Origin of the sequence: Vreelandella neptunia (assembly GCF_022489065.1) — a bacterium.
Classification (GTDB): Bacteria; Pseudomonadota; Gammaproteobacteria; order Pseudomonadales; family Halomonadaceae; genus Vreelandella; species Vreelandella neptunia_A.
The window spans coordinates 151,839-174,105 of sequence record NZ_JAKVTW010000004.1 but is presented as its reverse complement, the minus strand read 5'-3'; the positions used below and the strand labels follow the sequence as shown (position 1 = coordinate 174,105).

The window sequence follows — 22,267 nt, the reverse complement described above, 5'->3', positions numbered from 1 at the left end:
TCTGCTGAATTTTGAGGAGGCGCTCACCTTTGAATTAGCGCGCCATGGTCATTAAAGACGTGGGCGCCTAAATCTGAGGTCTCGGTCATTATTGGTGCTCTCACCCAGTGGTTTGACAAAAGCGTATCACTGTTCCGCCTAACACCTCAGGCGGTATGTCGGCCTCATGGGCGTTCACTGGTACAAAAGGTAGTGAGCGCTGCTGCCAATGATTCATCGCCGCGGCAATATCCTCACAGGCCAGTGTTAACGCCACCGCCCTGGCGGGCACTGACGAGAGCCCTTCCAACACCTCAAAGTGCTCACCTATTGCCCAATCACTTAATAAATGGCAAACCCCTTTATCGGTGTGGATTTTAAAGCCCCCCGCTTGCGCTTGAATCGCTGCATCGCCATGGATACGACGAAAATGCTCCGCATCTCGAGCAGGGTTATCTGACACATACCAAATATCGGTAATAGACTTCGCCGTATTAGCGTGCCGCTCAAGAGAAGGGTCTGTGCGAAACAGCTCGGGACGCAATTGCTGGCATAAAAACTGGGTAAGGAAAGGCTGCTGAGGGTCATGGAGGATATTTAATGCGACGCCCACTTCCACATCACCACTGGCGAGATGCGCCAGTCGGCGAAATTCAATAGGCGAGTGCCCTTCAAAACCACGCGCAGTCAACAGCGCATGATCCGTCGACATTGCTTCACTTTCTAAGGCCAGCATGGCAATCCCCTCGCCAATGGCTAAGCGAGCCTCAACCACTTTGGCAAATTGAAAGCCGTTACTATCACGGTAATCCGTCAGCTCTGGATGGGCAATGCCGATTAACTCAATGAAATTATTGTGTAAAAACAGCAGGTGGTTATCGGTACCCCAAGGGTGGCTGTGGCGTGGATTGAGGGTAAAACCCAATGCTTCCGCGCGCTCGGCTGCCACATCTAAATCGGCTACCGCGACTAAGGGGTGATCAATGCCAAAGCTCATTGCAGTAACTCCTCACGATGCTGGGGCGAATCGCCCCAGCAGGTTAGCCCAATACCTTCAGGTGCCGCCGAACAATCAACCGACACCACTGCCGTAACCAAACGCAACGCTTGCTTCTGGCGCGGTTTCCACCCAGACGCTTTGCGGCACGGTGTATTCACGTAGGCCGTCCAAGCCACTGGAACGGCCAAAACCGCTGTCGCCAAAACCACCGAACGGTGACATCACGCTGATCGCTTTGTAGCTATTGATCCACACCGTTCCTGCCCGTAACTGCCCGGCGACACGATGCGCCCGCGCCACGTCCTGGCTCCAAACGGCTCCGGCCAAACCAAAGCGGGTTTCGTTGGCGAGTTGAATGGCCTGGGCTTCATCATCAAAGGCCATGGCCACCAATACCGGTCCAAACACTTCTTGCTGAGCGATCTCCATCTCCGGCGTAACATCGACCAGCACAGTCGGGGCAATAAAATAGCCGTGGGCTTCGTCAGGCAAGCCTTCGGGACGCTTGCCACCCGTTAACACTCTCGCGCCTGCCGCTTCAGCGGCCTCAATCATGCGAGTGACCTGCTCAAATTGGCGGCGATTCTGTAGCGGCCCCATACGGGTTGCCTCATCGCTGGGTAGACCCACCGCAATCTGCTCCGCAGCACGCGCCAAGCGGGTAGTGACCTGCTCAAACACTGAGCGCTCAATCAATAAGCGCGAGCCTGCCACACAGCTTTGGCCAGCGGCGGCAAAAATGGCGGCTTGGGCGCCCGCTACCGCTTCATCCAGCTTGGCATCGGCAAATACAATATTGGCCGATTTGCCGCCCAGTTCTAGCACGCTGGGTACCAACCGCCGCGCGCCCGCTTCGGCAATCATCCGGCCACTTTGGGGCGAGCCGACAAATACCAGTTTGCTGATAGTGGGGTGGTCAGTCAGTGCCGCGCCGGTCGTTTTTCCCAGCCCGTTGACGATATTGATCAGCCCTTTAGGCAGACCTTGAGACACTCCTTTGCCCCCCTCTTCCAACAGCTTGGCAATCACCACCGAGGTGAACGGCGTTAACTCAGAGGGTTTCAATACGGCAGCGTTGCCTGCAGCAATGGCGGGCGCCAGCTGCCAGGCACAGGTAAACATCGGCGCGTTCCACGGTGTAATCTGCCCCACTACGCCATAGGGCACGTGGTGCACGTAGTTAAGATGCGAGGTAGGCACCGGAATCACTTCGCCGTGCTGCTTATCGCACCAGCCCGCATAGTACTCAAACATCTCTCGCACTTTGCCCACTTCAGCCCGGCAGTCACGAATCGGCTTACCTGCGACGACGCTTTCCAGCTGCGCCAGCGCCTCTTCATGGCCCTCCAAACCGCGCAAAGCGGCATTCATACGCCGCCCACGCTCGCTGGCGGTTAGCGTCACCCACTCGCGCTGGCCCCGCACAGCAGCCTGAGTGGCGCGTTCAATTAGCCCAGCGCCCGCGTCGCGGTAGCTCACCAGCGCTTCGCCAGTGGCAGGATTAATCAGGGTGATCTCTTCACCTTCTCCGGCGACTAAACGGCCATCAATCCAGTTGCTTAAAGGTGTACTCGCGGCTAAACCGAAGCCTTTCAGTAGTGCTGCAAGATGGTCGCAGGCGTGTTGGCTAAGTGAGCTCATTGGTTGCTCTCCGCTTGGCTGGCACGGGCTAAAATCGACGTAGTGATATGGTTGAAGTCATCGCTGTCGGTGGGCTGTTCGGGGTTGGCGTGCCAAGCATCAACAACGGCTTGTAGCAGAGGTAGCGGAATGCCCAATTGTTCAGCGGCGTCCCGGGCCAAGCGCAGATCCTTGCGCATCAAGCCAGTGGTAAAGCCAGAGTCAAAACGCTCGCTCAGCACCCACTCGGGGAAGTTCACCTCGCTAATCGCGCTGCGCCCGGAGCCACTATTAATGCCCGCCAAGCAGGCAGCGGGGCCGACGCCCGCTTTGGCTGCCATTGCCACGGCTTCAGCGGTAGTTATCAAGTGCGCCGCACACAGGTAATTATTGGCAAGTTTCACCACATGACCGCTGCCGGGTCCGCCCACATGGGTACGCTTGGCCGACATCGCCTCCAGCATCGGCGTTACCCGCTCAATGGTGGCTTCATCGCCGCCCAACAGCATCCCCAGCTTGCCGCTGGCAGCACCCTTGGGCCCACCGCTTACCGGGGCATCCAACCAAAGAAGGCCTGCGGCGGTGACTTTTTCGGCTAATTCACGACTCACGGCGGGGTCGCTGGTTGACGTATCGACAATCACGCTGCCTTTCGGCGCCAGCGTGAGCAGGCCCGGTGATTGCTCAATCACTTCACGCACATGGGCTGAGGTGGGCAGCGACAGCAGATAAACATCGCTTACGGGCAGGGCATCAGGAGCAACGACGGCCAGGCCGAGGCCTTCGAGCTTTGAGCGTGCAGCTTCAAACAGATCGCTGCCCGTGACTGCAAACCCTGCTGCTTTAAGGGTAAGCGCCATATTGCCGCCCATCTGACCCAGCCCGATAACGGTAATGGTTAAAGACATCTTAAAACTCCCTAAGCGTTTGTTGATGGCGAAACGCTATGTTCGGTGTCGATATTGGGCGTAGACGCTCCCCTACCCATTGGGCATCAGGGAGCGAAGAACGCAGTTAGTTAAGAAGAATCGTTAAATGACGATAATAAGTTAGACGAGTAGCGCTCTTACCAGCTCTACCCAGTAGCGCGCCCCTAGCGGTAACAGCGCGTCGTTAAAGTCATAGTGCGGGTTATGCAATGAGGCGGAGTCCTCGCCGTTGCCCATCCAGATATAAGCCCCGGGGCGCTCGGCGAGTAAAAACGAGAAATCCTCAGAAGCCATGCTCGGTGGTGAGTTACGGATCACATTGCCTGGGCCTAACAAACTTTCCAGAACCGTGGCGCAGTGCTGGGCGTGTTCCGGCGTATTAATGGTAGCGGGGTAGCAGCGCTGGTAATCCAGCTCAACGGTTAAACCGTGGAACTCTGCTAAGCTGGCAATCGCCTGTTTAAAGCGCGCCTCTAAATGCTCCTTAAGCGCCATATCAAAACAGCGCAGCGTGCCACGCAGCGCTACCTGCTCGGGAATCACATTAAATGTATCCCCTGCGTTAATACTGGTGAAACTCAGCACCGCCGATTTATCGGGGGGCGTTTCGCGGCTCACTAACCCTTGCAGTTGGCTGATCAATTGGCAGCTTGCCAGCACCGTATCAATGCCTAAGTGCGGCATCGCCGCGTGGCAGCCTTTACCGGTTAACGTCAGGCTGAAAATATCAAACGCGGCCATCACGTCGGTATCGTGTACCGCCGCGACACCCACCGGCAGCCCAGGCCAGTTATGCAACCCGTACACGGCATCCATCGGGAAGTATTCAAACAGCCCCTCTTCAACCATCACCCGGCCGCCGCCCGCATTCTCTTCGGCGGGCTGGAAGATAAACACCACCCGGCCTTTGAAATCCGGCTGCTGCTTTAGCGCCCAGGCAGCGCCTAACAACATCGTGGTATGGCCATCATGGCCACAGGCGTGCATTTTTCCGGGCGTTTGCGAAGCGTAGGCAAGCGCCGTCTCTTCGCGAATATCCAGAGCGTCGATATCGGCCCGCAGGCCGATAGTCTTGCCTTCACCGTGCTGGCCATCCAAGGCGGCAACCACCGCTGTGCCCGCGATGCCCGTGGTCACCTCAAAGCCCCACTCTGTCAGTAACGCTGCAATGCGCGCGCTGGTGCGGTGCTCCTCAAAGGCCGTTTCAGGATGCTGGTGGAAATCGTGGCGCCAGGCGGCGAGCTCAGCGTTGTCCGGTAACTTAACTGAAGCAGTCATCGTCCTATCCTTAAAGCATTACGTGAGCGACAACGGCAGAGCCGATAAAGGTACCGGTGAATACCAGCAAGGCCACGATCACCAGCTTCCAACCGGTTTGCTTGAACATGGAAAACTCACGGCCTGTAAGTGCCAGCCCGGCATAGGCCAATACCGGCGTTACCACCGCCAGAAAATCTACCTCAGCCAGCCTTGCGATTATCCAGCCGTTACCGGGGAAGAACGGCAGCGTCGCGATAATGCTAATCAGCGACACCCAGGCCACGCTGGGCAGGTAAAACGGGCATACCCGCCCAATCACCAAACCGATGATGACCATGACATACAGAATCAGCATGCCGGGCAGTGCCTCTAACAAGGGCGAACCGTTGACTACGTTACTGAACCACGCCGACACGCACACCGCCGCCAGCACCAAGGCCGTTTTGCCGAGTTGGTTTTCTGGGCGCAGCTCTTTTAAGGCTTCAGCATCAAACTGATCAACGCCGCTTTCATGGGTTTTCATGACGAACCTCCTGACGCGAGCCTTTTAAGCGCTTGTACATCCACTCGGTAACCGGTAGCGCGATAAATAGTGAGATATATAGTCCTGTGGCATAGGTGAGCAGATTACTTGCCCCTGCAAAGGCCAGCAGTTCATCACGGGAACCCGGGACTGCTTCTGCTAACGCCGCCGAACATGCCGCTACCATGCTTCCACTGCCCACCCCGCAGGCCATGGCCAGAGCACGAATGTCGAGAATATCCAGTGAAGCGATATAGCCCGCCATCAAGGCAAAATAGAGCGTACCGAACATGGTGCCTACCACGTAGACGCCCATAATGCCGATGCCTTCAGGGCTTCGGAGCCCGTAACGGTCTGAGATAATGGCAATATTAGGTTCGCGAGCAATGGAATAGGTCGCGCCAATCGCTTCCCGGCCCATTTTGAGGACCAATACGGCAAAGGGCAGCGCGATCAGCATGGTGCCGAGATTGCCCAGCTCTTGGAGTATCAGCGCAGGGCCTGCGGCGATGATCTGCTCAATGGCGGGGCCAATGGTAGAACCGAACTTGGCAATAAAGGGCAAAATAGCGATTAGAATGATTGGGCCAGCCGCATTGCTGACCGGCTTGGGAATGACCTTGCCCATTACCGAGAAAAGGTGGGGGTTGAAGAGTACGCCAATGATAAAGGCGTAGAGTAGAGGTAATAACAGCAGTGTTCCCGGTCCGAGAGGAATGCGCACAATGCCTATCCACTCGGCAAACATTGACGTCACGATCACCATTAGGTGCAGACGCCAGTCCAGCAGTAGCTTGAGATCCATTGGAGTGTTCCTGTTTTTTTTAGTGTCACTCCGAGTATCGAAAAAGTTAGCGTTCCAATCATAGGGCTTTAGTGCGCTATTTTTTAGTACACTCAAACGTTGAGAGCCGAGGTAGCGACATCTAGCCTTCACACGTTTATACTAAAGTCTAATAAACACTTATAAGAGAGTCTATGCCCATTTCATTGCCGCTACGGCGCCTTTGGACGCTGGATAAATTCGCCTACAGTCTGCGTGTTTTTATAGCGTTTAGCGGTGCATTGCTGTTTAGCGGTCTAATGGGTGATGTCGCGCTGGTCATTCCGCTTTTCCTGGGTATCATCGCCTGCGCCCTGTCAGAAACCGACGACAGCTGGCAAGGCCGCTTTCAAGCCCTGGTGGTAACGCTGGTATGTTTTACCTCGGCGTCCTTTATTGTCCAGTGGCTGTTTCCCTGGCCGTGGCTGTTTGTTATTGGGCTAGGTATTTCCACCTTTACCCTGATTATGCTCGGCGCCATTGGGCAGCGCTATGCCACGATTGCCTCCGGCACGCTAATCCTGTCGATTTACTCGATGATCAATATTGAGCAGCACGGCGGGGTAGATGAAGACGTGGCCGCACGCCAACTGCTGCTGTTGGCGGGGGCCGTCTGGTACGGGCTAATTTCAATCGTGTGGTGCGCGCTATTTTCGCGCCAGCCGGTGAAACAGAGCATGGCGCGCGTGTACAAGGCGCTGGGTGAGTTTTTGATTCTGAAATCGGCGCTGTTTGAGCCGGTACGTGGTGTCGATGTAGAAGCGCGCCGGGTGGCGCTAGCGCGGCAAAACGGTAAAGTCGTCGATGCCCTGAATCAAGCCAAAGAGATGATTTTTAGGCGGCTTGAAGGTCAGCGCGGTGACCGCAAGCTCAACCGCTACCTGCGGATTTACTTTATTGCCCAGGATATTCACGAGCGCGCCAGTTCCACTCACTACCCGTACAGCGCGCTCAGCAAAGCATTTTTCCACCACGATGTACTGTTTCGCTGTCAGCGGCTGCTGGATCAGCAAGGGCGCTCCTGCCGTCAACTGGCCAAATCGCTGCTGCTCAACCGACCGTTTGACCACCAGCAGAGCGAAGAAGCGCTGGCCGATCTACACGCCTCAATTGAGAACCTGCGCGACCGGGGAAAACCCGAATGGCGTCCGCTGCTTTACCCCTTGAGTGCCCTAGCAGAGAACCTGGCCACGTTGGAAAACCAGCTCGCCAGTGCCCACAACCCTGATGCCAGCGAAGAGCGACGCGACAGCTCGCTTTATGACCGCTCGCCCTCAAGCATGCAGGAAGCCTGGAAGCGGGTGCGCCTGAATTTTACCCTTGGTTCCCCCACCTTTCGCCACGCGGTGCGACTCTCGATTGCGTTAATGACAGGCTACGGGATTCTGCAATGGATCGACCCCGAACAGGGTTTTTGGATTCTGCTTACCACCCTATTTGTCTGCCGCCCCAACTTCGCCACCACGCGACGCTTCTTATCTCAGCGGATGTTGGGCACGGTACTCGGCTTGGTGGTGGGATGGGCCTCAATCAGCCTCTTCCCGCATCCGCTGGTACAAAGCATGATCGCCGTGGCCGCGGGGGTGTCGTTCTTCGCCAACCGCGAGAAACACTATGTGATCGCCACCGCTTCTATCACCTTGCTGGTGTTGTGCAGCTTCAACCAAGTCGGCGATGGCTTTAACCTGATATTACCGCGCCTTTTCGATACCTTGATCGGCTCGCTGATTGCAGGCTTAGCGGTGTTTTTCATTCTGCCCGATTGGCAGGGACGCAGGCTTTACCGCGAGGCCGCCAATGCGCTGAATAACCACCGCCGCTACTTGGAAGAAATCATCCATCAGTACGAGGAAGGCAAACAGGATGACTTGGCCTATCGCCTAGCGCGGCGCAATGCCCATAACGCGGATGCTGCGCTCTCCACGCTACTCACCAATATGCTTCATGAGCCGGGTCACTACCGGAAACTGGACGCAGACAATGGCCTGCGCTTTCTAGTGCTCTCCAACACTCTGCTGAGCCACCTTTCAGCGTTAGGCGCCCATCGCCATCAGTTGGCAGATGATGAAGACGACGCCACGTTGGTGCCGGTAGCAAAGCGCATTGGTGAGCTGTTGGGTCAGATTGCGGAACGGTTACGCCAGCGCCAGCCGGTTGAGGCACTAACGGATCAAGCCGCTGAACTGCTAACCCAGTTAGAAGGGCAGAGTGGAGCAGTAGCGGACGAACAGGCGATCAACCTCTACCGCCCTATTCAGAGCCAGCTACGCCTTATTACCGAGCAACTGGCCCCGCTGGGCGAGGCGGCGAATCGGTTGGTGGGAAGCGAAGCGCCCATCTCGAGTAGCACTAGCATTCATACTTGACCATAACGCCCCGCGGCCTCGCCTAACCATCGGCGTACCAGCACGGCGGTAACCTCAGAATTGCCCTGCAGCGTTTGAGCCATAGCGCTCACTCGCTCCAGAAGGTCGGCATCGCGCTCCAAGTCGGCAATTTTCATCTGCGCCAAGCCGGTTTGGCGGGTACCTAGCACTTCGCCAGGGCCGCGGATTTCCAGGTCTTTCTCGGCGATGCGGAAGCCGTCGGTGGTTTCGCGCATCACTGCCAAGCGCTGGCGGGAGCTTTTCGACAGCGGCGGATGATAAAGCAGCACACAGAAGCTTTCAGTGCTGCCACGCCCAACCCGGCCACGTAGCTGATGAAGCTGGGAAAGCCCCAGCCGCTCAGGGTTTTCGATAATCATCAGGCTGGCGTTGGGAACATCCACCCCCACTTCGATTACCGTGGTCGCGACCAGTAGATCCAGCTCTCCTTCTTTAAAGGCGGTCATTACTTCGGCTTTCTCGCTGGATTTCATCCGCCCATGAACCAACCCCACTGCCAACTCAGGTAAGGCGACGGTGAGCTCATCCCGGGTAACTTCGGCGGCCTGGCACTGCAGCACCTCGGACTCGTCGATCAGCGTGCATACCCAGTAAGCCTGGCGGCCTTCACTACAGGCTAGCCGAATGCGCTCGACTACTTCGGGGCGACGCTCATCGGGCACCACCACGGTTTTCACCGGCGTTCTGCCGGGGGGAAGCTCGTCGATCACCGAGACATCCAGGTCTGCATAGGCGCTCATGGCCAGAGTCCGGGGAATTGGCGTGGCGGTCATGATCAACTGATGTGGGGTGAGCCCGCCCGCCTCGCCTTTCTCACGCAGCGCCAGGCGTTGGTGCACACCAAAGCGGTGCTGTTCATCAATAATCGCCAGCCCCAAGCATTCAAAATGCACATCGTCCTGAAATAGCGCATGGGTACCCACCACCATGCGCGCACGGCCATCGGCAATCGCCGCCTTGGCATCTAGCCGCGCTTTGCCTTTAAGCTTGCCCGCCAGCCACGCCACTTCGATACCCAGCGGCTCAAACCAGGCTTTAAACGAGCGGTAGTGCTGCTCGGCGAGGATTTCCGTTGGCGCCATGATCGCCGCTTGGCAGTTGCCTGCCAGGGCACAGAGAGCGGCCATGGCGGCCACCACGGTTTTACCCGATCCCACATCACCCTGAATCAAGCGCAGCATCGGCGCTGGGCGGCTTAGGTCGTGGCCAATCTCTTCGAGTACGCGGCGCTGGGCACCGGTTAGCGCAAACGGTAACTGGGCCAAAAAACGCGCCTGCAGGCTGCGCCCAGAGGGAAGCGAAGGCGCGCCGTCGGCCTGAATACGCAGGCGTACCTCGCGCAGGCTTAGTTGATGGGCGAGCAGCTCTTCCAGCGCTAGGCGGCGCGTGGCCGGGTGTTGGCCACTGGTCAACTGTTCAATATTCACATCGGGCGGCGGCTGGTGCAGTAAGTGCAGGCTGGCGTGGAGGCCCGGTAGCTGAAAGCGTTGGAGCAACGTATCGGGAATGACATCGGGCAGCGCTTCGGGAGCGTTATCCAGCAGCCCGAGCGCCTGCTGAGCCAAGGCTCGCAGCCGCAGTTGGTTCAAGCCTTCGGTGGTGGGATAAATCGGCGTGAAATACTCCTCTACGGGGGTCTCACTGCCGCCACTCTGACGATATTCAGGGTGATAGATCTCTAAACCGGTTGCCCCAGCCCGCGCTTCACCGAAAGCTCTCACCGTGGCGCCAGGGCGCAGCTGTTGCTGTTGAGCAGGAGAGAAGTGAAAAAAGCGCAGGCTCAAAATACCGCTGCCATCGCGGAGCCGCACCAGCAGGCTACGGCGGCGCCCCTTGACGACATCGCAGGCGGTCACTTCCCCCTCGATGACCGCCTCTTGCCCGGCGCGCAGTTGGCCGATGGGCGTTAGCCGGGTACGGTCCTGGTAGCGCAACGGCAGGTGAAACAGCAGGTCGCTCACCCGCTCAATGCCCAACCGACCAAGCTTTAGCGCCAGCGCTTCGCCGACACCTTTCAACGCCGTAATGGGCGCGGAGAGATCGCTCATGGGGCGCTTTTCACGGCCTGAGCAGGCTGCTGACAGTGGCTGATCGCCTGAATCAGTGCCTCAATGGCTTTAGGGCGTGGAAAACTCGCCCTCCAGGCAATCGCCACGGTGCGGGAAGGCGCGGGCTCCACAAATGGCCGACTCACTAACATGGCATTCTCATACTGATTGGTGCCTAGCGCCGACTGGGGCAGTACGGTAATGCCCAACCGCGACGCAACCATATGACGAATGGTTTCCAGCGAGCCGCCTTCCGCAATCAGCGTATTGTTGGGGCTATTGAGTTTTTGGGTAATCGCCGGGCAGGCTTCCAGAATCTGGTCGCGGAAGCAGTGGCCTTCCCCCAGCAACAGCAGGCGCTCTTCCAGCAAGTCCTCTTTATTGATTGCCTCTCGCTCTACCCAGCGGTGATCGGCGGGCATTAATACTTCAAAGTCTTCGTCGTAGATCGCCTTGGTGACCACATCGGTTTCGGTAAACGGCAACGCCACAATAATCACATCCAGCTCGCCGCTGCGTAGCTTGGCGCGCAGCGTGCCGGTCATGCCCTCTTCAATATACAGCGGCATTTGCGGGGCCGCGTTAGCAAGCGCGGGCACTAGATGGGGAAATAGGTACGGTCCAATAGTATAAATAGCGCCAATACGCAGCGGGTTGGCCAACTGATCTTTACCAGTGCTGGCCAGCTCAAAAATCAGTGTGCTCTGTTCCAGCACTCGCTGAGCCTGAGCAACGATTTTTTCACCCAGCGGGGTCACCTGTACGGTGGACTTGGAGCGCTCAAACAGCGCTGTCTCAAGCTCCTCCTCCAGCTTTTTCACCGCCACCGAGAGTGTCGGCTGCGAAACATGACAGCGTTCAGCCGCGCGACCAAAGTGGCGCTCCTGGGCGAGGGTTACGATGTAGCGAAGTTCTGTTAAAGTCATAGCGGTGCCAGTGGCATCCTCTCGTAGCAGCGTGTGACTAACATAGTGACAGTCAGCGGGATGGAAAAGGACAAGCAAACTCTGCCAATGTTTTTCTCAACTGACGTGTTCTAAACCGACAGTGTCACGGTTCCATGTAATCGTTGGTAGAGACTTTGCATCTAATAGGGAATATTAATCAAGAGGAGTGAGCACGGTGAAGCTAACCGTACTGATTATCGGCTGTGGCGATATAGGGATCAACCTTGGGCGCGAGTTACTCGAGGAAGGACACCAGGTCATTGGCGTACGTCGCAATGTCGAGGCCCTAAAAGGCACGGGCATTAAACCGCTTAAGCTGGATTTAAACGATCTTGAAGAGGCCGATGCCAAACGTCTTCCTCAAGCCGACTACGTGGTCTATACCGTCAGCGCCGACCGTTTCGAAGAGAGTGCTTATCAAAGCGCCTACCCGGAAGGTTTAAAACGCGTGCTAAGCGTCATGGAGCAGCACAAAACGCCGCCGCGTCGGGTATTTTTCGTCTCATCGACCAGTGTGCATGGTCAGCAGGAGGGCGAAGTCGTTAACGAAGAGAGCCCCGCCGACTCGACCAGCTTCTCTGGCACACTGATGTGCGAAGCCGAACAGGCGCTGATCAATCATTCACTGCCCGGCACGGTCATTCGCTTCTCAGGCATTTACGGCCCAGGTCGTGACCGGCTGATCCATCAGGTGGCTGAAGGCCGCGTAGCGGCGATCACTCCAGTGATCTACTCAAATCGCATTCACCGTGATGACTGCACCGGCATTATCGCCCACCTGATTCGCTATCAAGAGAGCGGCGAGACGCTGGCCAATATCTACCTGGGCAGCGACTGTGAGCCGGTTACCATGCATAACGTGATGATGTGGTTGGCTACTCAGTTAAAAGTCGAAGCCTCTGAGACCATGCAGTCGCCTTTACGCCGCCGGACCAGCAAACGTTGCGATAACCAGCGCATTATCGACACTGGCTATCAGTTCCGCTTCCCCAGCTACCGTGAAGGCTATGCGCAGGTGCTCAAAGAGGGAGGCTTTCTAGAGGTCAACAGCGTTTAACCGTCTTGGTTAATCGCCAATTACCATAACCGCTTCAGCTTCCACTTGGCTGCCTTTGGGCAGCGCTTTCACGCCAACAGCGGCGCGGGCAGGGAAAGGAGCGGTGAAGAACTCTTCCATGACTTGGTTAACAATCGCAAAGTTATCCAAGTCGACCAAATATAGGTTCAGCTTAACGATATCGCTTAACGAGCCCGCAGCTTCTTCACACACCGCTTGCAGGTTGGTGAAGACTTGGCGTGCCTGGGCTTCAAAATCCTCAGACACAATCGCCATGGTCGCGGGGTCTAGCGGGATTTGGCCAGACAGATACACCGTATTACCCGCTTTAATAGCCTGGGAGTAGGGGCCAATAGCAGCGGGGGCTTTGCTGGTGTTAATAACAGCCTTATTGCTCATGCGATGTCTCGCTCCTTCAGTGGGTAATAAGTCGTTCGAATTAGCGCCAAGCCGACTCAACCAATAGCTGACACTACCGATAGTGCATCAGCATGTCGTTTTATGGGGTGTTAGTTGGCGAGTCGGGTAATTTTGCCAACGTTGGGAAGGTTACGGATGCGTTTAATGATGCGAGCCAAGTGCACGCGCCCTTTAACCGACAGTGTCAGATTGACGGTGGAAAGGCGGGCATCACGCTCTTCAATACCAATACGCTCGATATTGGCATCGGCATCGGTCACTAAACCGGCCAGTTCTGCGACCAGCCCCCGGCGGCTCTCAATCTCAATACGCAGTGCAACCGGGAAGTCTTCGTCAATGGTATCCGACCACTCAAGCGCAAACAGCTTGTCGGGGTCGTTTTTATCGGCAAAGTTCTTATCAATAACGTTTTTACACTCAGCGCGATGCACCACTAAGCCTTTGCCAGTAGAAAGATGGCCCACCACCGGGTCGCCTGGCAACGGATGGCAGCAGCGCGCAAAGTTCACCACCATGCCTTCACTGCCGCTGATCATGACGGCTTTGCTACCCTCAACGCCTGCGGGATGCTTATAGCTATCATCACCGTGCGCGGCATCGACTAATCGGCGCGCGACCACTTGAGTCATCCGATTGCCTAGCCCAAGCGACTCTAACAGCGACTCCTCAGAAGAGACATCCAACTCTTTAAAGGCGCGCTTAAGAGTGCTCTCATCCAGCTCTTCGAGACTAGTATCGAACGGCGCCAGGGCTTTATTGAGCAGTCGCCGACCCAGCATGACCGCTTCGGTCTGCTGCTGGTATTTCAGCGCATGGCGGATCGCCGAGCGCGCCTTGGCGGTGGTGACAAAATTGAGCCAGGCAAGGTTGGGGCGCGCACCGGGGGCGGTGATTATTTCCAGCGTCTGCCCGCTCTCTAAGCGCGTGGAAAGCGGCGCTAAGTGGCGATCGATGCGGCAAGCAATGCAGTTATTACCAATATCGGTATGCACGGTGTAAGCGAAGTCGATCACGGTCGCGCCTTGTGGCAACTCCATGATGTCGCCTTTAGGCGTAAACACGTAGATATCGTCGGGGAACAAGTCGTTTTTAACGTGTTCGATAAACTCTAGCGAGTCACCTGCGTGGCGCTGCATCTCGAGCAACCCTTTAACCCAGGCGCGCGCGCGAGCGTGGCTGCCTTCAGCAATCGGGTGCGACGTCTGCCCCGCTTTATAAAGCCAGTGAGCGGCAATACCGTTATTGGCCATGGCTTCCATTTCACGGGTACGAATCTGCACCTCAATGGGCATACCGCGGGAACCAAACAGGGTGGTGTGCAGACTCTGGTAGCCATTGGCCTTAGGAATCGCAATATAGTCTTTAAAGCGCCCGGGCACCGGCTTATAGAGATTATGTACCACGCCTAAAATTCGGTAACAGCTGGCAACGTCTTCAGTAATGATGCGAAAACCGAAGACATCCATGATCTCTGCAAAGGGCTTACGCTGGTCGCGCATCTTTTTGTAGATCGACAGTAGATGTTTTTGCCGCCCAATCACTGTGCCGTTCAGGCCATCTTCATCCAGGCTTTTTTGCAGCGAGGACTGGATTTCACGCATCGCGCTGCGCCGATGCCCGCGCGCTTTGGCCACCGCACGCTTGATGCGTTCGGCGCGCATCGGGTGAATCGCTTGAAAAGAGAGATCCTCAAGCTCAACACGAATAGTGTTGATGCCCAGCCGCCCGGCAATGCGGGCATAAATTTCCAGCGTTTCACGGGCAATGCGGCGCTTCTTATCCGGGCGTAGGGCGCCCAGGGTACGCATATTGTGCAGCCGGTCGGCCAGCTTAACGATGATGACGCGGATATCCCGCGACATCGCCAGCACCATCTTCTGGAAATTTTCCGCCTGGGCGACGGCTTTGTCTTCAAAGGTAATCTGAGTAAGTTTGGATACCCCATCGACCAGTTCTGCTACCGGTTTACCAAACTGGGTCACCAGGGCCTTTTTAGAAACGCCGGTATCTTCGATAACGTCGTGCAGCATGGCAGCCATCAGGCTTTGATGGTCCATGTGCATATTGGCAAGAATGTTCGCCACCGCGAGGGGGTGGGTGACGTAAGGCTCACCTGAACGCCGGCGCTGGCCATCATGGGCCTGCTCAGCGTAATAAAAGGCGCGTTTGACCTGCTGGATTTCATCCGGGGGTAAATAGCCGCCGAGTCGATCGGCCAGGTCATCAATGGTGAACATCTACCGCGCCTCTATCGGTTTCGTTAAAAACGTTAGTCGTCGATATGAGTAGGCGCCATAGCGGGGCGCGGACGGACAGCGGCTTCAACGGGCTCGTCCAGAACCGTGTGATCAACCAAGCCTGCGGCAATTTCACGCAGCGCCATCACCGTGGGCTTATCGTTTTCCCACGGCAGCAGCGCATCGCGGGAGCCGCGCGCTAGCTGACGAGCGCGCTGGGTAGAAATCATCACCAGCTTGAAACGGTTTTCAACATTTTCAAGACAATCTTCAACGGTTACGCGAGCCATGGGAGCCTTCCTGTTATGACGGAACCGGGCCGACGCCGTTTAAAAGTAGCAAACGGGGTCGACCCAGCAAAAAAACGCATTTAAAACCGTATTTAAAAAACGGTAGAACCAGATAGATTACTCGACCGCAGGCGCCTGTGACAAGAGCGCAGCTAATAGCGGTGCATGGCGCTCGCTCATTACCGGGCGGCTTAGACGTCGGCTGATCACCAAAGACTGCAGCTCTTGCAGCGCGGTGGTGAAGTCATCATTCACGACGAGATAATCATATTCGTGGTAATGAGACATTTCGCTTACCGCATCGCGCATGCGCCGGGCAATCACAGCATGCTCGTCGGTGCCGCGGCTAGCCAGGCGTCGCTCCAGCTCATTGCGTGAAGGGGGTAGAATAAAAATCGACACTGATTCAGGCATTTGGCTGCGCACTTGCTGGGCGCCTTGCCAATCGATCTCAAGGATGACGTCCTGCCCGGCTTTGATTAGAACCTCTACCGCTCGGCGCGACGTACCGTAGTAATTATCAAATACTTTGGCATACTCAAAAAACTCACCGCGCGCGATCATCGCTTCAAACTCGGCCACGTCAGTGAAATGATAGTTCACACCATTCACTTCTCCCTCGCGCTTGGCGCGCGTGGTGTGCGACACAGAGACTTGAATCCCATCCAGGCTTTCAATTAGCTCACGTACCAAGCTAGTCTTGCCAGCACCTGACGGGGCAGAAACGATAAAAAGCGTGCCTTGGGACATGAAGCGCGTTCCCTTCAGTTTCAGTTAGCGAAAATAAGTAGAGCGACTGCAGCAGAGCAGCAAGGCTGCGCAGTATCGCACACCCATCGCTGCGACTGTAGCGTTGGCGGTGACATACAGGGAGGTAGGCATGCGCAGTACGCTATTTATTTTAGGTCTTATTGCCCTGGGCGTAGCCCTGCAAAAAGGCATTATTGAGATACCCCGCCAATGGGCGCCCTGGGCACCGCTGCATGTTGGTGACCCCATTACGCCTATCACGCAACTCAAGCTAAGCCGTTTGGCGGATGACCGCGAGGGCTGTTTAGCCGCGCTAGATACCGTTCCGGCGGGTGAGCTGCGTTACACACCGCTGGCAGATTACTCCCCTACGGCGAGCTGCCCTCTCACCAATATCGTGCGCATGCAGTCAAGCGACGTCGCGTTTAATCAGAGCTTCGTGGCGTCCTGCCCTATGGCATTGGCCTGGGTCATGTACGAACGCCACGCGCTGCAGCCCGCCGCCGAGGAGATAATGGGCAGCCGGGTGAGTCAGGTTAATCACGTTGGCAGCTTTGCCTGTCGTAATGTGTATGGTCGCGAAACCGGCAGACGCAGCGAGCACGCCACCGCCGAAGCGCTGGATGTAGTGGGGTTTCAGTTTGAGAACGGACAGCGAATTTCGCTGATCAATAACTGGGATGATGAAGGCGAGGTGGGAGAGTTCTTACGCGCCGCACGGGACGGTGCCTGCGACACCTTTGGGAACGTTTTAGGGCCTGACTACAACGCCGCGCATGCCGATCACTTTCATATGGGCATGCGCGGGTTTCGGCTATGTCGTTAAGAGATTCTGTCGCTAACGAATCGATCAAATCTTAGTCGAGGTTAATATCGTCTGAATCAGTCGCGGCGCCCGTGGCAGCACCCACACCACCACCAATAACCGCGCCCTGAGTAACGCTGCCACCTGTCGCTGCTGCAGCGCCTGCACCTACCGCAGCGCCAATACCTGCGCCACTTGTTGCACGCTCGCCAGTAGAAGTACCGCAGCCCGCTAAACCAATGGTTAACGCAGCCACAGCGCCTAAAGTCATTATACGTGTCGTTTTCAATACCTGAGTGTGCATGATGGTCATCTCCTTATGGGTTGCTACCCTTACACACTAGAAAAATTTCGACGTAATAGCCATTTAATTATCACTGTTCGATAACTATGCAAAGACAGGCAACGCTAAGCGCGTTGCACACAGGCGCCGTACGTGCGCTTTTCCAACCATCGTCCACCAGCAAAAATCACCAACCCACAGAAGGCCAAACTAGCACCGACCAACCCCGTGCTAGACCAGCTAAACCCTGCGCTGATCGCCAGCCCCGCCAGCCACGCCCCTAACGCGTTAGCGCCATTGAAGGCCGCGTGGTTGAGGGAAGCAGCCATGGTTTGGGCATCCTCTGCTACATCCATTAAACGGGTTTGTAGCGAAGGCGCCAGCGCCATACTGGTGCCTACCAGGCCAACGAAGAGTAGCCCGGTCCAGACATTATTAGCGGCAAAGTAAAACAGCCCCTGAATCACGCCACACCAGAGCAGAATGGCCGGAATGGCGCGCATCAGGTTTTTATCTGCCATACGCCCGCCGATTAAATTACCGGCAATGGAGCCCAGGCCGAAAATGACCAGCACTAGCGGCCCCAACGCTTCGCTCATGCCCGCCTGCTGGGTCAATGTCGGCATCACATAGCTAAAAATAGCGAACATGCCACCGCAGCCAATACAGGCGAGTGCTAACGCCACTAAAACCCGCTGCTTTAACAGCGCTGAGAGCTCGCGCACGGGGCTCGCAAAGGTATCAACGGGTTGAATCGGCACATAGAGGCGTATCAACAGCGCGGTAAGAAGCGCAATGCCCCCAACACCCACAAACGCGATCTGCCAACCAAACTGGTTGCCCGCCCAGGTACCCAGCGGCGCACCGATCAAGATCGCCACGGTTAAGCCCAGCATGACGCGAGAAATCGCTCGCGCTCGTTGGTCAACCGGCACTGCCCCCGCCGCCACAAGCGCGGCGATACCAAAATAAGCGCCATGGGGTAAACCCGCGAGAAAACGCAGGCCCACAAACGACCAGAACCCCGGTGCCATAGCGCTGGCAATATTGCCCACCGCAAACACCAGCATCAGTATAATCAACAGTAATCGCCTGGGTGCCCGCGCGGCCAGCGCGGAAATCAGCGGCGCGCCGACCACCACGCCCAGGGCGTAGCTACTGATTGAATAACCCACTTGCGGCACCGTGACGGCTAAATCCCCCGCCACGCGGTTCATCAAGCCCATAATGACAAACTCGCTGGTGCCGATACCAAAGCCACCCAGCGCCAACACAAATTCGGCCAGACGCGGGTTACGCGCCAGCCCCTGAGACGACGATGCTGTCGAATCCTGCATGTTTATCTCCTTGGGATACCGCCCTGTTGGTATCACGATGGCGCAAATGATCGCAGGATTAGACGAAAGTAGAAACACGCTGCGTTTAAAAGTTAGCGGGCAAAGAAAATAATTCGCCTCGGTTTCACCTTCAAGCTCGTGCTTTGCTAGTGTGGAGCTTTTACTTAGACGAGCTAGTCAACAATGACGCCCGAGACCATAGAACAGGCTATGCAAGCGTTAGCCAAGGCCGATCCAGATATCGCTCGCGCCCTGCCACTAGTAGGTGCGCCGTCACCTCGCGAACGCGATAAAGGCTTTGCGACGTTCTTCTCCACTATCGTTAGCCAGCAGATCTCCACCGAAGCGGCCCGTGCGATTATGGGCCGTGTGAATACACTGCTGCCCGAACTACACGCCAAAGCGGTCATGGAGATGGAAGGCCAAGCGCTGCGTGATGCAGGGCTCTCCTGGCGCAAGATCGAATACGCCAAGGGGCTAGCAGAAGCGGAGTTAGCAGGCACTTTTAGCGCCGATGGATTAGCGCATTTAAGCGATGACGAAGCTATCGCTGCAATTACCAAGCTACGCGGCTTTGGCCGTTGGAGCGCAGAGATCTACCTGATGTTCTCACTCAAGCGGCCCGATATTTTCCCCGCCGATGATCTTGCCCTGCGGGTAGCGCTGGGTCGCTTAAAAGGTATGGAAGACAAACCCACGCCTAAGCAGGCCCGCCAAATGGTGGAGCACTGGGCACCCTGGCGCAGCGTGGGTTCGCTGTTTCTGTGGCACTACTATCGCGGCGAGCCGGTATAGGGGCACTTTTTAAGCAACCCTGGTTAAATGAGTTTAGGCGTCTAGCCCACCAAATTTGCCGTTCTGATAGTCCTCCACCGCCTGAACAATCTCTTCGCGGGTATTCATGACGAAGGGGCCGTGGGAGTAGATGGGCTCATCAATCACCTCACCGTGGCCAAATAGCAAGCGCGCATCGCTGCTGGCTTCGATGTCTAGGCGATCGCCGTCGCGATCCACTTCAATCAGATGATGCGGCTGAACCGGCTCGCCGCCCACCTCAACGTCTCCATCTACCACGTAGAGAAACACCTGCCGCCCAGGTGCTACGGGTAACTGTTCCCGGCTACCGGTAGGCAACCTCAGCGTCGACATAAACACACCGGTGAGCGTCTCGATAGGGCCAGTACGATCCTGCCACTCACCGGCAATCAGGTTCAGCTCACCGCCGCCGGGTAAAGCAATGGCAGGTATGTCTGCCTGTTGCAGCCCCACATAGCGTGGCTCGCTCATTTTCAAATGCGATGGCAGGTTGACCCAAAGCTGCAGAATTTCCAGTGGGCCGCCCTCGCGCAGAAACTCCTCTGGCGAAATTTCCGCATGCACGATGCCGCTGCCCGCGGTCATCCACTGCACGCCGCCCGCATTGATCACGCTTTGATGTTTGGCGCTGTCCGCATGGGCAAGAGAGCCTTCCAGAATAAAGGTGACCGTTTCAAAGCCCCGGTGCGGATGCGGACCAAACGGCAACCCACGATTATTGGCCGGATAGCTCTGCGGGCCATGGTGGTTAAGAAACAGAAACGGATCGAGCTGATCCAGCCCTGGCCCCGGCAGCGGCCGCCGGGTGGTTAAATCGCCGATATCATCGCGCTTGGCCGGGTGCTGGGCGATCACGCGACGTGCTGATTGAATAGTGTCTGATGGCATAGCTTACTCCTTATCAATACGCCTAGCGTAAAACCTCCAGCGGTGAATTAGGAGCGAATAATTTGCCTAGATTCATTGCAGGAAATTGTTCTGAGACGCCTCAGCGGTTTCCTCAAAACTCGGTCACCACCGTCACCCCCGCCCCTTCAAACTTATCCATGTTCATCAACGCATCAATCGACTGCTCAAGGGTAATTCGTTTGACGATAAGCTTTTCAGGTGCCAGCTTGCCAGACTGGACCATCGCCAGCATGGCGTCGTAACGGTGGGCCTGCATACCGTGACTGCCGAGTATTTCAAGCTCGTGGGCAATAACCTTACTCATGGGAATGGCCGGCGTGCTGTTCTCGGCCAGCATCAGACCAACCTGAATATGCTTGCCACGTTTACGCAGGTTGCTGATGGAGTTAAAGCAGGTCGTCGGGTGGCCTAACGCATCCAGGGATACGTGGGCGCCTCCCCGGGTTATCTCCGCAACCGCTTCCACCACATTGGGTACCTTGGCGGCATTCACGGTAGCAGCGGCTCCCAATTGACGGGCCAGATTAAGCGCCTCTTCCGAAATATCGATGGCGACAACATTCGCGCCGATAGCGTTGGCAATCATCACGGCGGATAAACCAACCCCACCGCAGCCATGAACCGCCACCCACTGGCCTGCCGCTGTTTTACCCTGATCCACCACTGCTCGAAATGAGGTAACGAACCGACACCCCAAGCTAGCCGCGGTGGCAAAATCGAGTGTTCCCGGCAAGGCGACTAAATTCACATCGGCGTAGTGAATGCCTACATACTCGGCAAACGACCCCCAGTGCGTAAAGCCGGGCTGGAACTGGCTATCGCACACCTGATGGTTGCCGGAGTGACACTCAGCACAAGTACCGCAGCCGCCCACAAATGGCACCGTCACCCGGTCGCCAATACGCCATTTTTTTACGTCTTTACCCACGGCTTCCACAATGCCAGCAAGCTCATGCCCCGGCACATGGGGAAGCTGGATATCGGTATCATGACCCATCCAGCCATGCCAATCGCTTCGGCAAACCCCGTTTGCCATCACCTTCACAACGACCCCATGCGCCTCCGGCGTAGGATCAGGTAATTGCTGGATGCGGGGAGGAGCGGAAAATTGCTCAAAAACAACGGCTTTCATAAAGAATCCCTAAACTATATCGCTTTTTACTTTATAACCGCCCCCCCAGATAAGGAGCAAATTATTGGCCGCTAACGCTTAATCGCCCCACTACCTGAAACGACTCATCCGCTGGGCGCACCACGATCATCTCACCCGAGCCAACGCCGCTACCTGTCAACGCGGTGATATTTACCTGATGGGTGATCAGCAGCAAATTCCCCGGCCCTTGCCATGCGGCAATCTGCTCTTGGGCGGTTTGGGTGATTGACGCTCGATCACCGCGTCCGCGAAAGAAAGAGTCTAGCCAAGGCGTAGGTTCTACACTGCCTAGCGCCATCAACTCAGCGGTATCCAGCGCCCGACACCAGCGTGATGAATACACCGCAGCAATAGGGATATCTCGCTCGCGAGACGCACGACCCGCGGCTTGCGCCTGAGTGCGACCAGCCTTTGAGAGATTGCGCTGGGTATCGCACTGGGAAAGCTCAAAGCCCGGCGGGTCGCCAATGCCTGGGGCCAGGGAGTGGCGCATTAGGATTACCAAGCCGCCTTCTTGGAGTGCTTGCCAGGTGGCGTCGTTTGCCTCGGCGCTGATGGACAGTATGCTCAGCACAGCGAGCAGTAGGGTTAAGGTGAGGTGGCGTAGAGTGTCCATGAAGAGGCGTCCTTAAATCGGCAAAGTTTGATATTGTTAAACCTAAGCAAGCTGACATTAGTCTATGATGCAAAGGGT

The 22,267-nt window shown here is 56.5% G+C and carries 21 protein-coding genes; 4 read left to right on the top strand and 17 right to left on the bottom strand.

The window, feature by feature from the left end; all coding sequences use genetic code 11:
- Positions 1–100 precede the first annotated feature (100 nt).
- The 6 genes from MLE19_RS08495 to MLE19_RS08470 all read right to left on the bottom strand — a co-directional run bounded on the left by MLE19_RS08495 (position 101) and on the right by MLE19_RS08470 (position 6,116).
- The gene (locus MLE19_RS08495; protein ID WP_240717744.1) at positions 101–976 is read right to left on the bottom strand and encodes a VOC family protein; all 876 of its coding nucleotides are present in this window, start codon (positions 974–976) and stop codon (positions 101–103) included.
- A 75-nt stretch (positions 977–1,051) separates the two neighbouring features.
- Positions 1,052–2,620, bottom strand: a complete 1,569-nt coding sequence (locus MLE19_RS08490; RefSeq protein ID WP_240717743.1) for an aldehyde dehydrogenase family protein — start codon at positions 2,618–2,620, stop codon at positions 1,052–1,054.
- The gene (locus tag MLE19_RS08485) at positions 2,617–3,507 is read right to left on the bottom strand and encodes an NAD(P)-dependent oxidoreductase (RefSeq protein ID WP_240717742.1); all 891 of its coding nucleotides are present in this window, start codon (positions 3,505–3,507) and stop codon (positions 2,617–2,619) included. Before MLE19_RS08485 ends, MLE19_RS08490 begins: the two co-directional genes overlap by 4 nt.
- Before the next feature lie 141 nt (positions 3,508–3,648).
- On the bottom strand, positions 3,649–4,806 hold the full coding sequence (locus MLE19_RS08480; RefSeq protein ID WP_240717741.1) for a M20 aminoacylase family protein: 1,158 nt from the start codon (positions 4,804–4,806) through the stop codon (positions 3,649–3,651).
- Between the two features lie 10 nt (positions 4,807–4,816).
- A complete protein-coding gene (locus tag MLE19_RS08475; protein ID WP_240717740.1) occupies positions 4,817–5,311 on the bottom strand; it encodes a hypothetical protein in 495 nt (164 codons plus the stop codon).
- Positions 5,298–6,116: a DUF3100 domain-containing protein gene (locus MLE19_RS08470; RefSeq protein WP_240717739.1), complete on the bottom strand. Its 819-nt coding sequence runs from the start codon at positions 6,114–6,116 to the stop codon at positions 5,298–5,300. Before MLE19_RS08470 ends, MLE19_RS08475 begins: the two co-directional genes overlap by 14 nt.
- A 173-nt stretch (positions 6,117–6,289) precedes the next feature.
- On the opposite strand from MLE19_RS08470, the gene yccS reads away from it, so the two are divergent.
- Positions 6,290–8,500, top strand: a complete 2,211-nt coding sequence (yccS, locus tag MLE19_RS08465; RefSeq protein ID WP_240717738.1) for a YccS family putative transporter — start codon at positions 6,290–6,292, stop codon at positions 8,498–8,500.
- On the opposite strand, the gene recG is transcribed toward yccS, so the two are convergent.
- Positions 8,491–10,569, bottom strand: coding sequence for an ATP-dependent DNA helicase RecG (recG, locus tag MLE19_RS08460; protein ID WP_240717737.1), 2,079 nt, complete (start codon positions 10,567–10,569; stop codon positions 8,491–8,493). The two genes, yccS and recG, sit on opposite strands and share 10 nt — an antisense overlap.
- The gene (locus MLE19_RS08455; protein ID WP_240717736.1) at positions 10,566–11,495 is read right to left on the bottom strand and encodes a hydrogen peroxide-inducible genes activator; all 930 of its coding nucleotides are present in this window, start codon (positions 11,493–11,495) and stop codon (positions 10,566–10,568) included. Before MLE19_RS08455 ends, recG begins: the two co-directional genes overlap by 4 nt.
- Positions 11,496–11,691: 196 nt before the next feature.
- On the opposite strand from MLE19_RS08455, the gene MLE19_RS08450 reads away from it, so the two are divergent.
- Entirely contained in the window at positions 11,692–12,573 is an 882-nt protein-coding gene (locus MLE19_RS08450; RefSeq protein ID WP_240717735.1) for an SDR family oxidoreductase, read from the top strand.
- Between the two features lie 9 nt (positions 12,574–12,582).
- On the opposite strand, the gene MLE19_RS08445 is transcribed toward MLE19_RS08450, so the two are convergent.
- The 4 genes from MLE19_RS08445 to gmk form a co-directional block, all read right to left on the bottom strand.
- Positions 12,583–12,972 (bottom strand): RidA family protein, encoded by a 390-nt coding sequence (locus MLE19_RS08445; RefSeq protein ID WP_022521094.1) that lies wholly within the window; start codon positions 12,970–12,972, stop codon positions 12,583–12,585.
- A 110-nt stretch (positions 12,973–13,082) separates the two neighbouring features.
- Positions 13,083–15,230: a RelA/SpoT family protein gene (locus MLE19_RS08440; RefSeq protein WP_240717734.1), complete on the bottom strand. Its 2,148-nt coding sequence runs from the start codon at positions 15,228–15,230 to the stop codon at positions 13,083–13,085.
- A gap of 32 nt (positions 15,231–15,262) precedes the next feature.
- A complete protein-coding gene (gene rpoZ, locus MLE19_RS08435; RefSeq protein WP_007112267.1) occupies positions 15,263–15,520 on the bottom strand; it encodes a DNA-directed RNA polymerase subunit omega in 258 nt (85 codons plus the stop codon).
- A 117-nt stretch (positions 15,521–15,637) separates the two neighbouring features.
- Positions 15,638–16,270, bottom strand: coding sequence for a guanylate kinase (gmk, locus tag MLE19_RS08430; protein WP_240717733.1), 633 nt, complete (start codon positions 16,268–16,270; stop codon positions 15,638–15,640).
- Positions 16,271–16,400: 130 nt separating this feature from the next.
- Here gmk and MLE19_RS08425 point away from each other — a divergent pair, with 130 nt between their 5' ends.
- Positions 16,401–17,096 carry an extensin family protein gene (locus tag MLE19_RS08425; RefSeq protein WP_240717732.1) on the top strand — a complete coding sequence of 232 codons (696 nt, stop codon included), beginning with the start codon at positions 16,401–16,403 and terminating at the stop codon, positions 17,094–17,096.
- Between the two features lie 31 nt (positions 17,097–17,127).
- On the opposite strand, the gene MLE19_RS08420 is transcribed toward MLE19_RS08425, so the two are convergent.
- Both MLE19_RS08420 and MLE19_RS08415 read right to left on the bottom strand, forming a co-directional pair.
- The gene (locus tag MLE19_RS08420; RefSeq protein ID WP_240717731.1) at positions 17,128–17,379 is read right to left on the bottom strand and encodes a hypothetical protein; all 252 of its coding nucleotides are present in this window, start codon (positions 17,377–17,379) and stop codon (positions 17,128–17,130) included.
- A gap of 104 nt (positions 17,380–17,483) precedes the next feature.
- A complete protein-coding gene (locus MLE19_RS08415) occupies positions 17,484–18,695 on the bottom strand; it encodes an MFS transporter (RefSeq protein ID WP_240717730.1) in 1,212 nt (403 codons plus the stop codon).
- Positions 18,696–18,878: 183 nt separating this feature from the next.
- Here MLE19_RS08415 and MLE19_RS08410 point away from each other — a divergent pair, with 183 nt between their 5' ends.
- Positions 18,879–19,490, top strand: coding sequence for a DNA-3-methyladenine glycosylase family protein (locus MLE19_RS08410; RefSeq protein ID WP_240717729.1), 612 nt, complete (start codon positions 18,879–18,881; stop codon positions 19,488–19,490).
- A gap of 33 nt (positions 19,491–19,523) precedes the next feature.
- Here MLE19_RS08410 and MLE19_RS08405 read toward each other — a convergent pair whose 3' ends face one another.
- The 3 genes from MLE19_RS08405 to MLE19_RS08395 form a co-directional block, all read right to left on the bottom strand.
- Positions 19,524–20,399, bottom strand: a complete 876-nt coding sequence (locus tag MLE19_RS08405) for a pirin family protein (RefSeq protein WP_240717728.1) — start codon at positions 20,397–20,399, stop codon at positions 19,524–19,526.
- A gap of 112 nt (positions 20,400–20,511) precedes the next feature.
- Complete coding sequence (locus MLE19_RS08400) at positions 20,512–21,552, bottom strand: zinc-dependent alcohol dehydrogenase family protein (RefSeq protein ID WP_240717727.1); 1,041 nt, start codon at positions 21,550–21,552, stop codon at positions 20,512–20,514.
- Positions 21,553–21,613: 61 nt separating this feature from the next.
- Positions 21,614–22,189, bottom strand: a complete 576-nt coding sequence (locus MLE19_RS08395; protein WP_240717726.1) for a histidine phosphatase family protein — start codon at positions 22,187–22,189, stop codon at positions 21,614–21,616.
- Positions 22,190–22,267 lie beyond the last annotated feature (78 nt).

What these genes read in the sequence shown, in the direction of transcription:
- recG (WP_240717737.1), bottom strand. Translation starts at nt 10,569, where the DNA reads ATGAGCGATCTCTCCGCGCCCATTACGGCGTTGAAAGGTGTCGGCGAA.
- MLE19_RS08405 (WP_240717728.1), bottom strand. Translation starts at nt 20,399, where the DNA reads ATGCCATCAGACACTATTCAATCAGCACGTCGCGTGATCGCCCAGCAC.
- MLE19_RS08400 (WP_240717727.1), bottom strand. Translation starts at nt 21,552, where the DNA reads ATGAAAGCCGTTGTTTTTGAGCAATTTTCCGCTCCTCCCCGCATCCAG.
- MLE19_RS08420 (WP_240717731.1), bottom strand. Translation starts at nt 17,379, where the DNA reads ATGCACACTCAGGTATTGAAAACGACACGTATAATGACTTTAGGCGCT.
- MLE19_RS08425 (WP_240717732.1), top strand. Translation starts at nt 16,401, where the DNA reads ATGCGCAGTACGCTATTTATTTTAGGTCTTATTGCCCTGGGCGTAGCC.
- MLE19_RS08395 (WP_240717726.1), bottom strand. Translation starts at nt 22,189, where the DNA reads ATGGACACTCTACGCCACCTCACCTTAACCCTACTGCTCGCTGTGCTG.
- rpoZ (WP_007112267.1), bottom strand. Translation starts at nt 15,520, where the DNA reads ATGGCTCGCGTAACCGTTGAAGATTGTCTTGAAAATGTTGAAAACCGT.
- MLE19_RS08475 (WP_240717740.1), bottom strand. Translation starts at nt 5,311, where the DNA reads ATGAAAACCCATGAAAGCGGCGTTGATCAGTTTGATGCTGAAGCCTTA.
- MLE19_RS08410 (WP_240717729.1), top strand. Translation starts at nt 18,879, where the DNA reads ATGACGCCCGAGACCATAGAACAGGCTATGCAAGCGTTAGCCAAGGCC.
- MLE19_RS08445 (WP_022521094.1), bottom strand. Translation starts at nt 12,972, where the DNA reads ATGAGCAATAAGGCTGTTATTAACACCAGCAAAGCCCCCGCTGCTATT.
- MLE19_RS08455 (WP_240717736.1), bottom strand. Translation starts at nt 11,495, where the DNA reads ATGACTTTAACAGAACTTCGCTACATCGTAACCCTCGCCCAGGAGCGC.
- MLE19_RS08415 (WP_240717730.1), bottom strand. Translation starts at nt 18,695, where the DNA reads ATGCAGGATTCGACAGCATCGTCGTCTCAGGGGCTGGCGCGTAACCCG.
- MLE19_RS08440 (WP_240717734.1), bottom strand. Translation starts at nt 15,230, where the DNA reads ATGTTCACCATTGATGACCTGGCCGATCGACTCGGCGGCTATTTACCC.
- MLE19_RS08470 (WP_240717739.1), bottom strand. Translation starts at nt 6,116, where the DNA reads ATGGATCTCAAGCTACTGCTGGACTGGCGTCTGCACCTAATGGTGATC.
- gmk (WP_240717733.1), bottom strand. Translation starts at nt 16,270, where the DNA reads ATGTCCCAAGGCACGCTTTTTATCGTTTCTGCCCCGTCAGGTGCTGGC.
- MLE19_RS08480 (WP_240717741.1), bottom strand. Translation starts at nt 4,806, where the DNA reads ATGACTGCTTCAGTTAAGTTACCGGACAACGCTGAGCTCGCCGCCTGG.
- MLE19_RS08485 (WP_240717742.1), bottom strand. Translation starts at nt 3,507, where the DNA reads ATGTCTTTAACCATTACCGTTATCGGGCTGGGTCAGATGGGCGGCAAT.
- yccS (WP_240717738.1), top strand. Translation starts at nt 6,290, where the DNA reads ATGCCCATTTCATTGCCGCTACGGCGCCTTTGGACGCTGGATAAATTC.
- MLE19_RS08495 (WP_240717744.1), bottom strand. Translation starts at nt 976, where the DNA reads ATGAGCTTTGGCATTGATCACCCCTTAGTCGCGGTAGCCGATTTAGAT.
- MLE19_RS08490 (WP_240717743.1), bottom strand. Translation starts at nt 2,620, where the DNA reads ATGAGCTCACTTAGCCAACACGCCTGCGACCATCTTGCAGCACTACTG.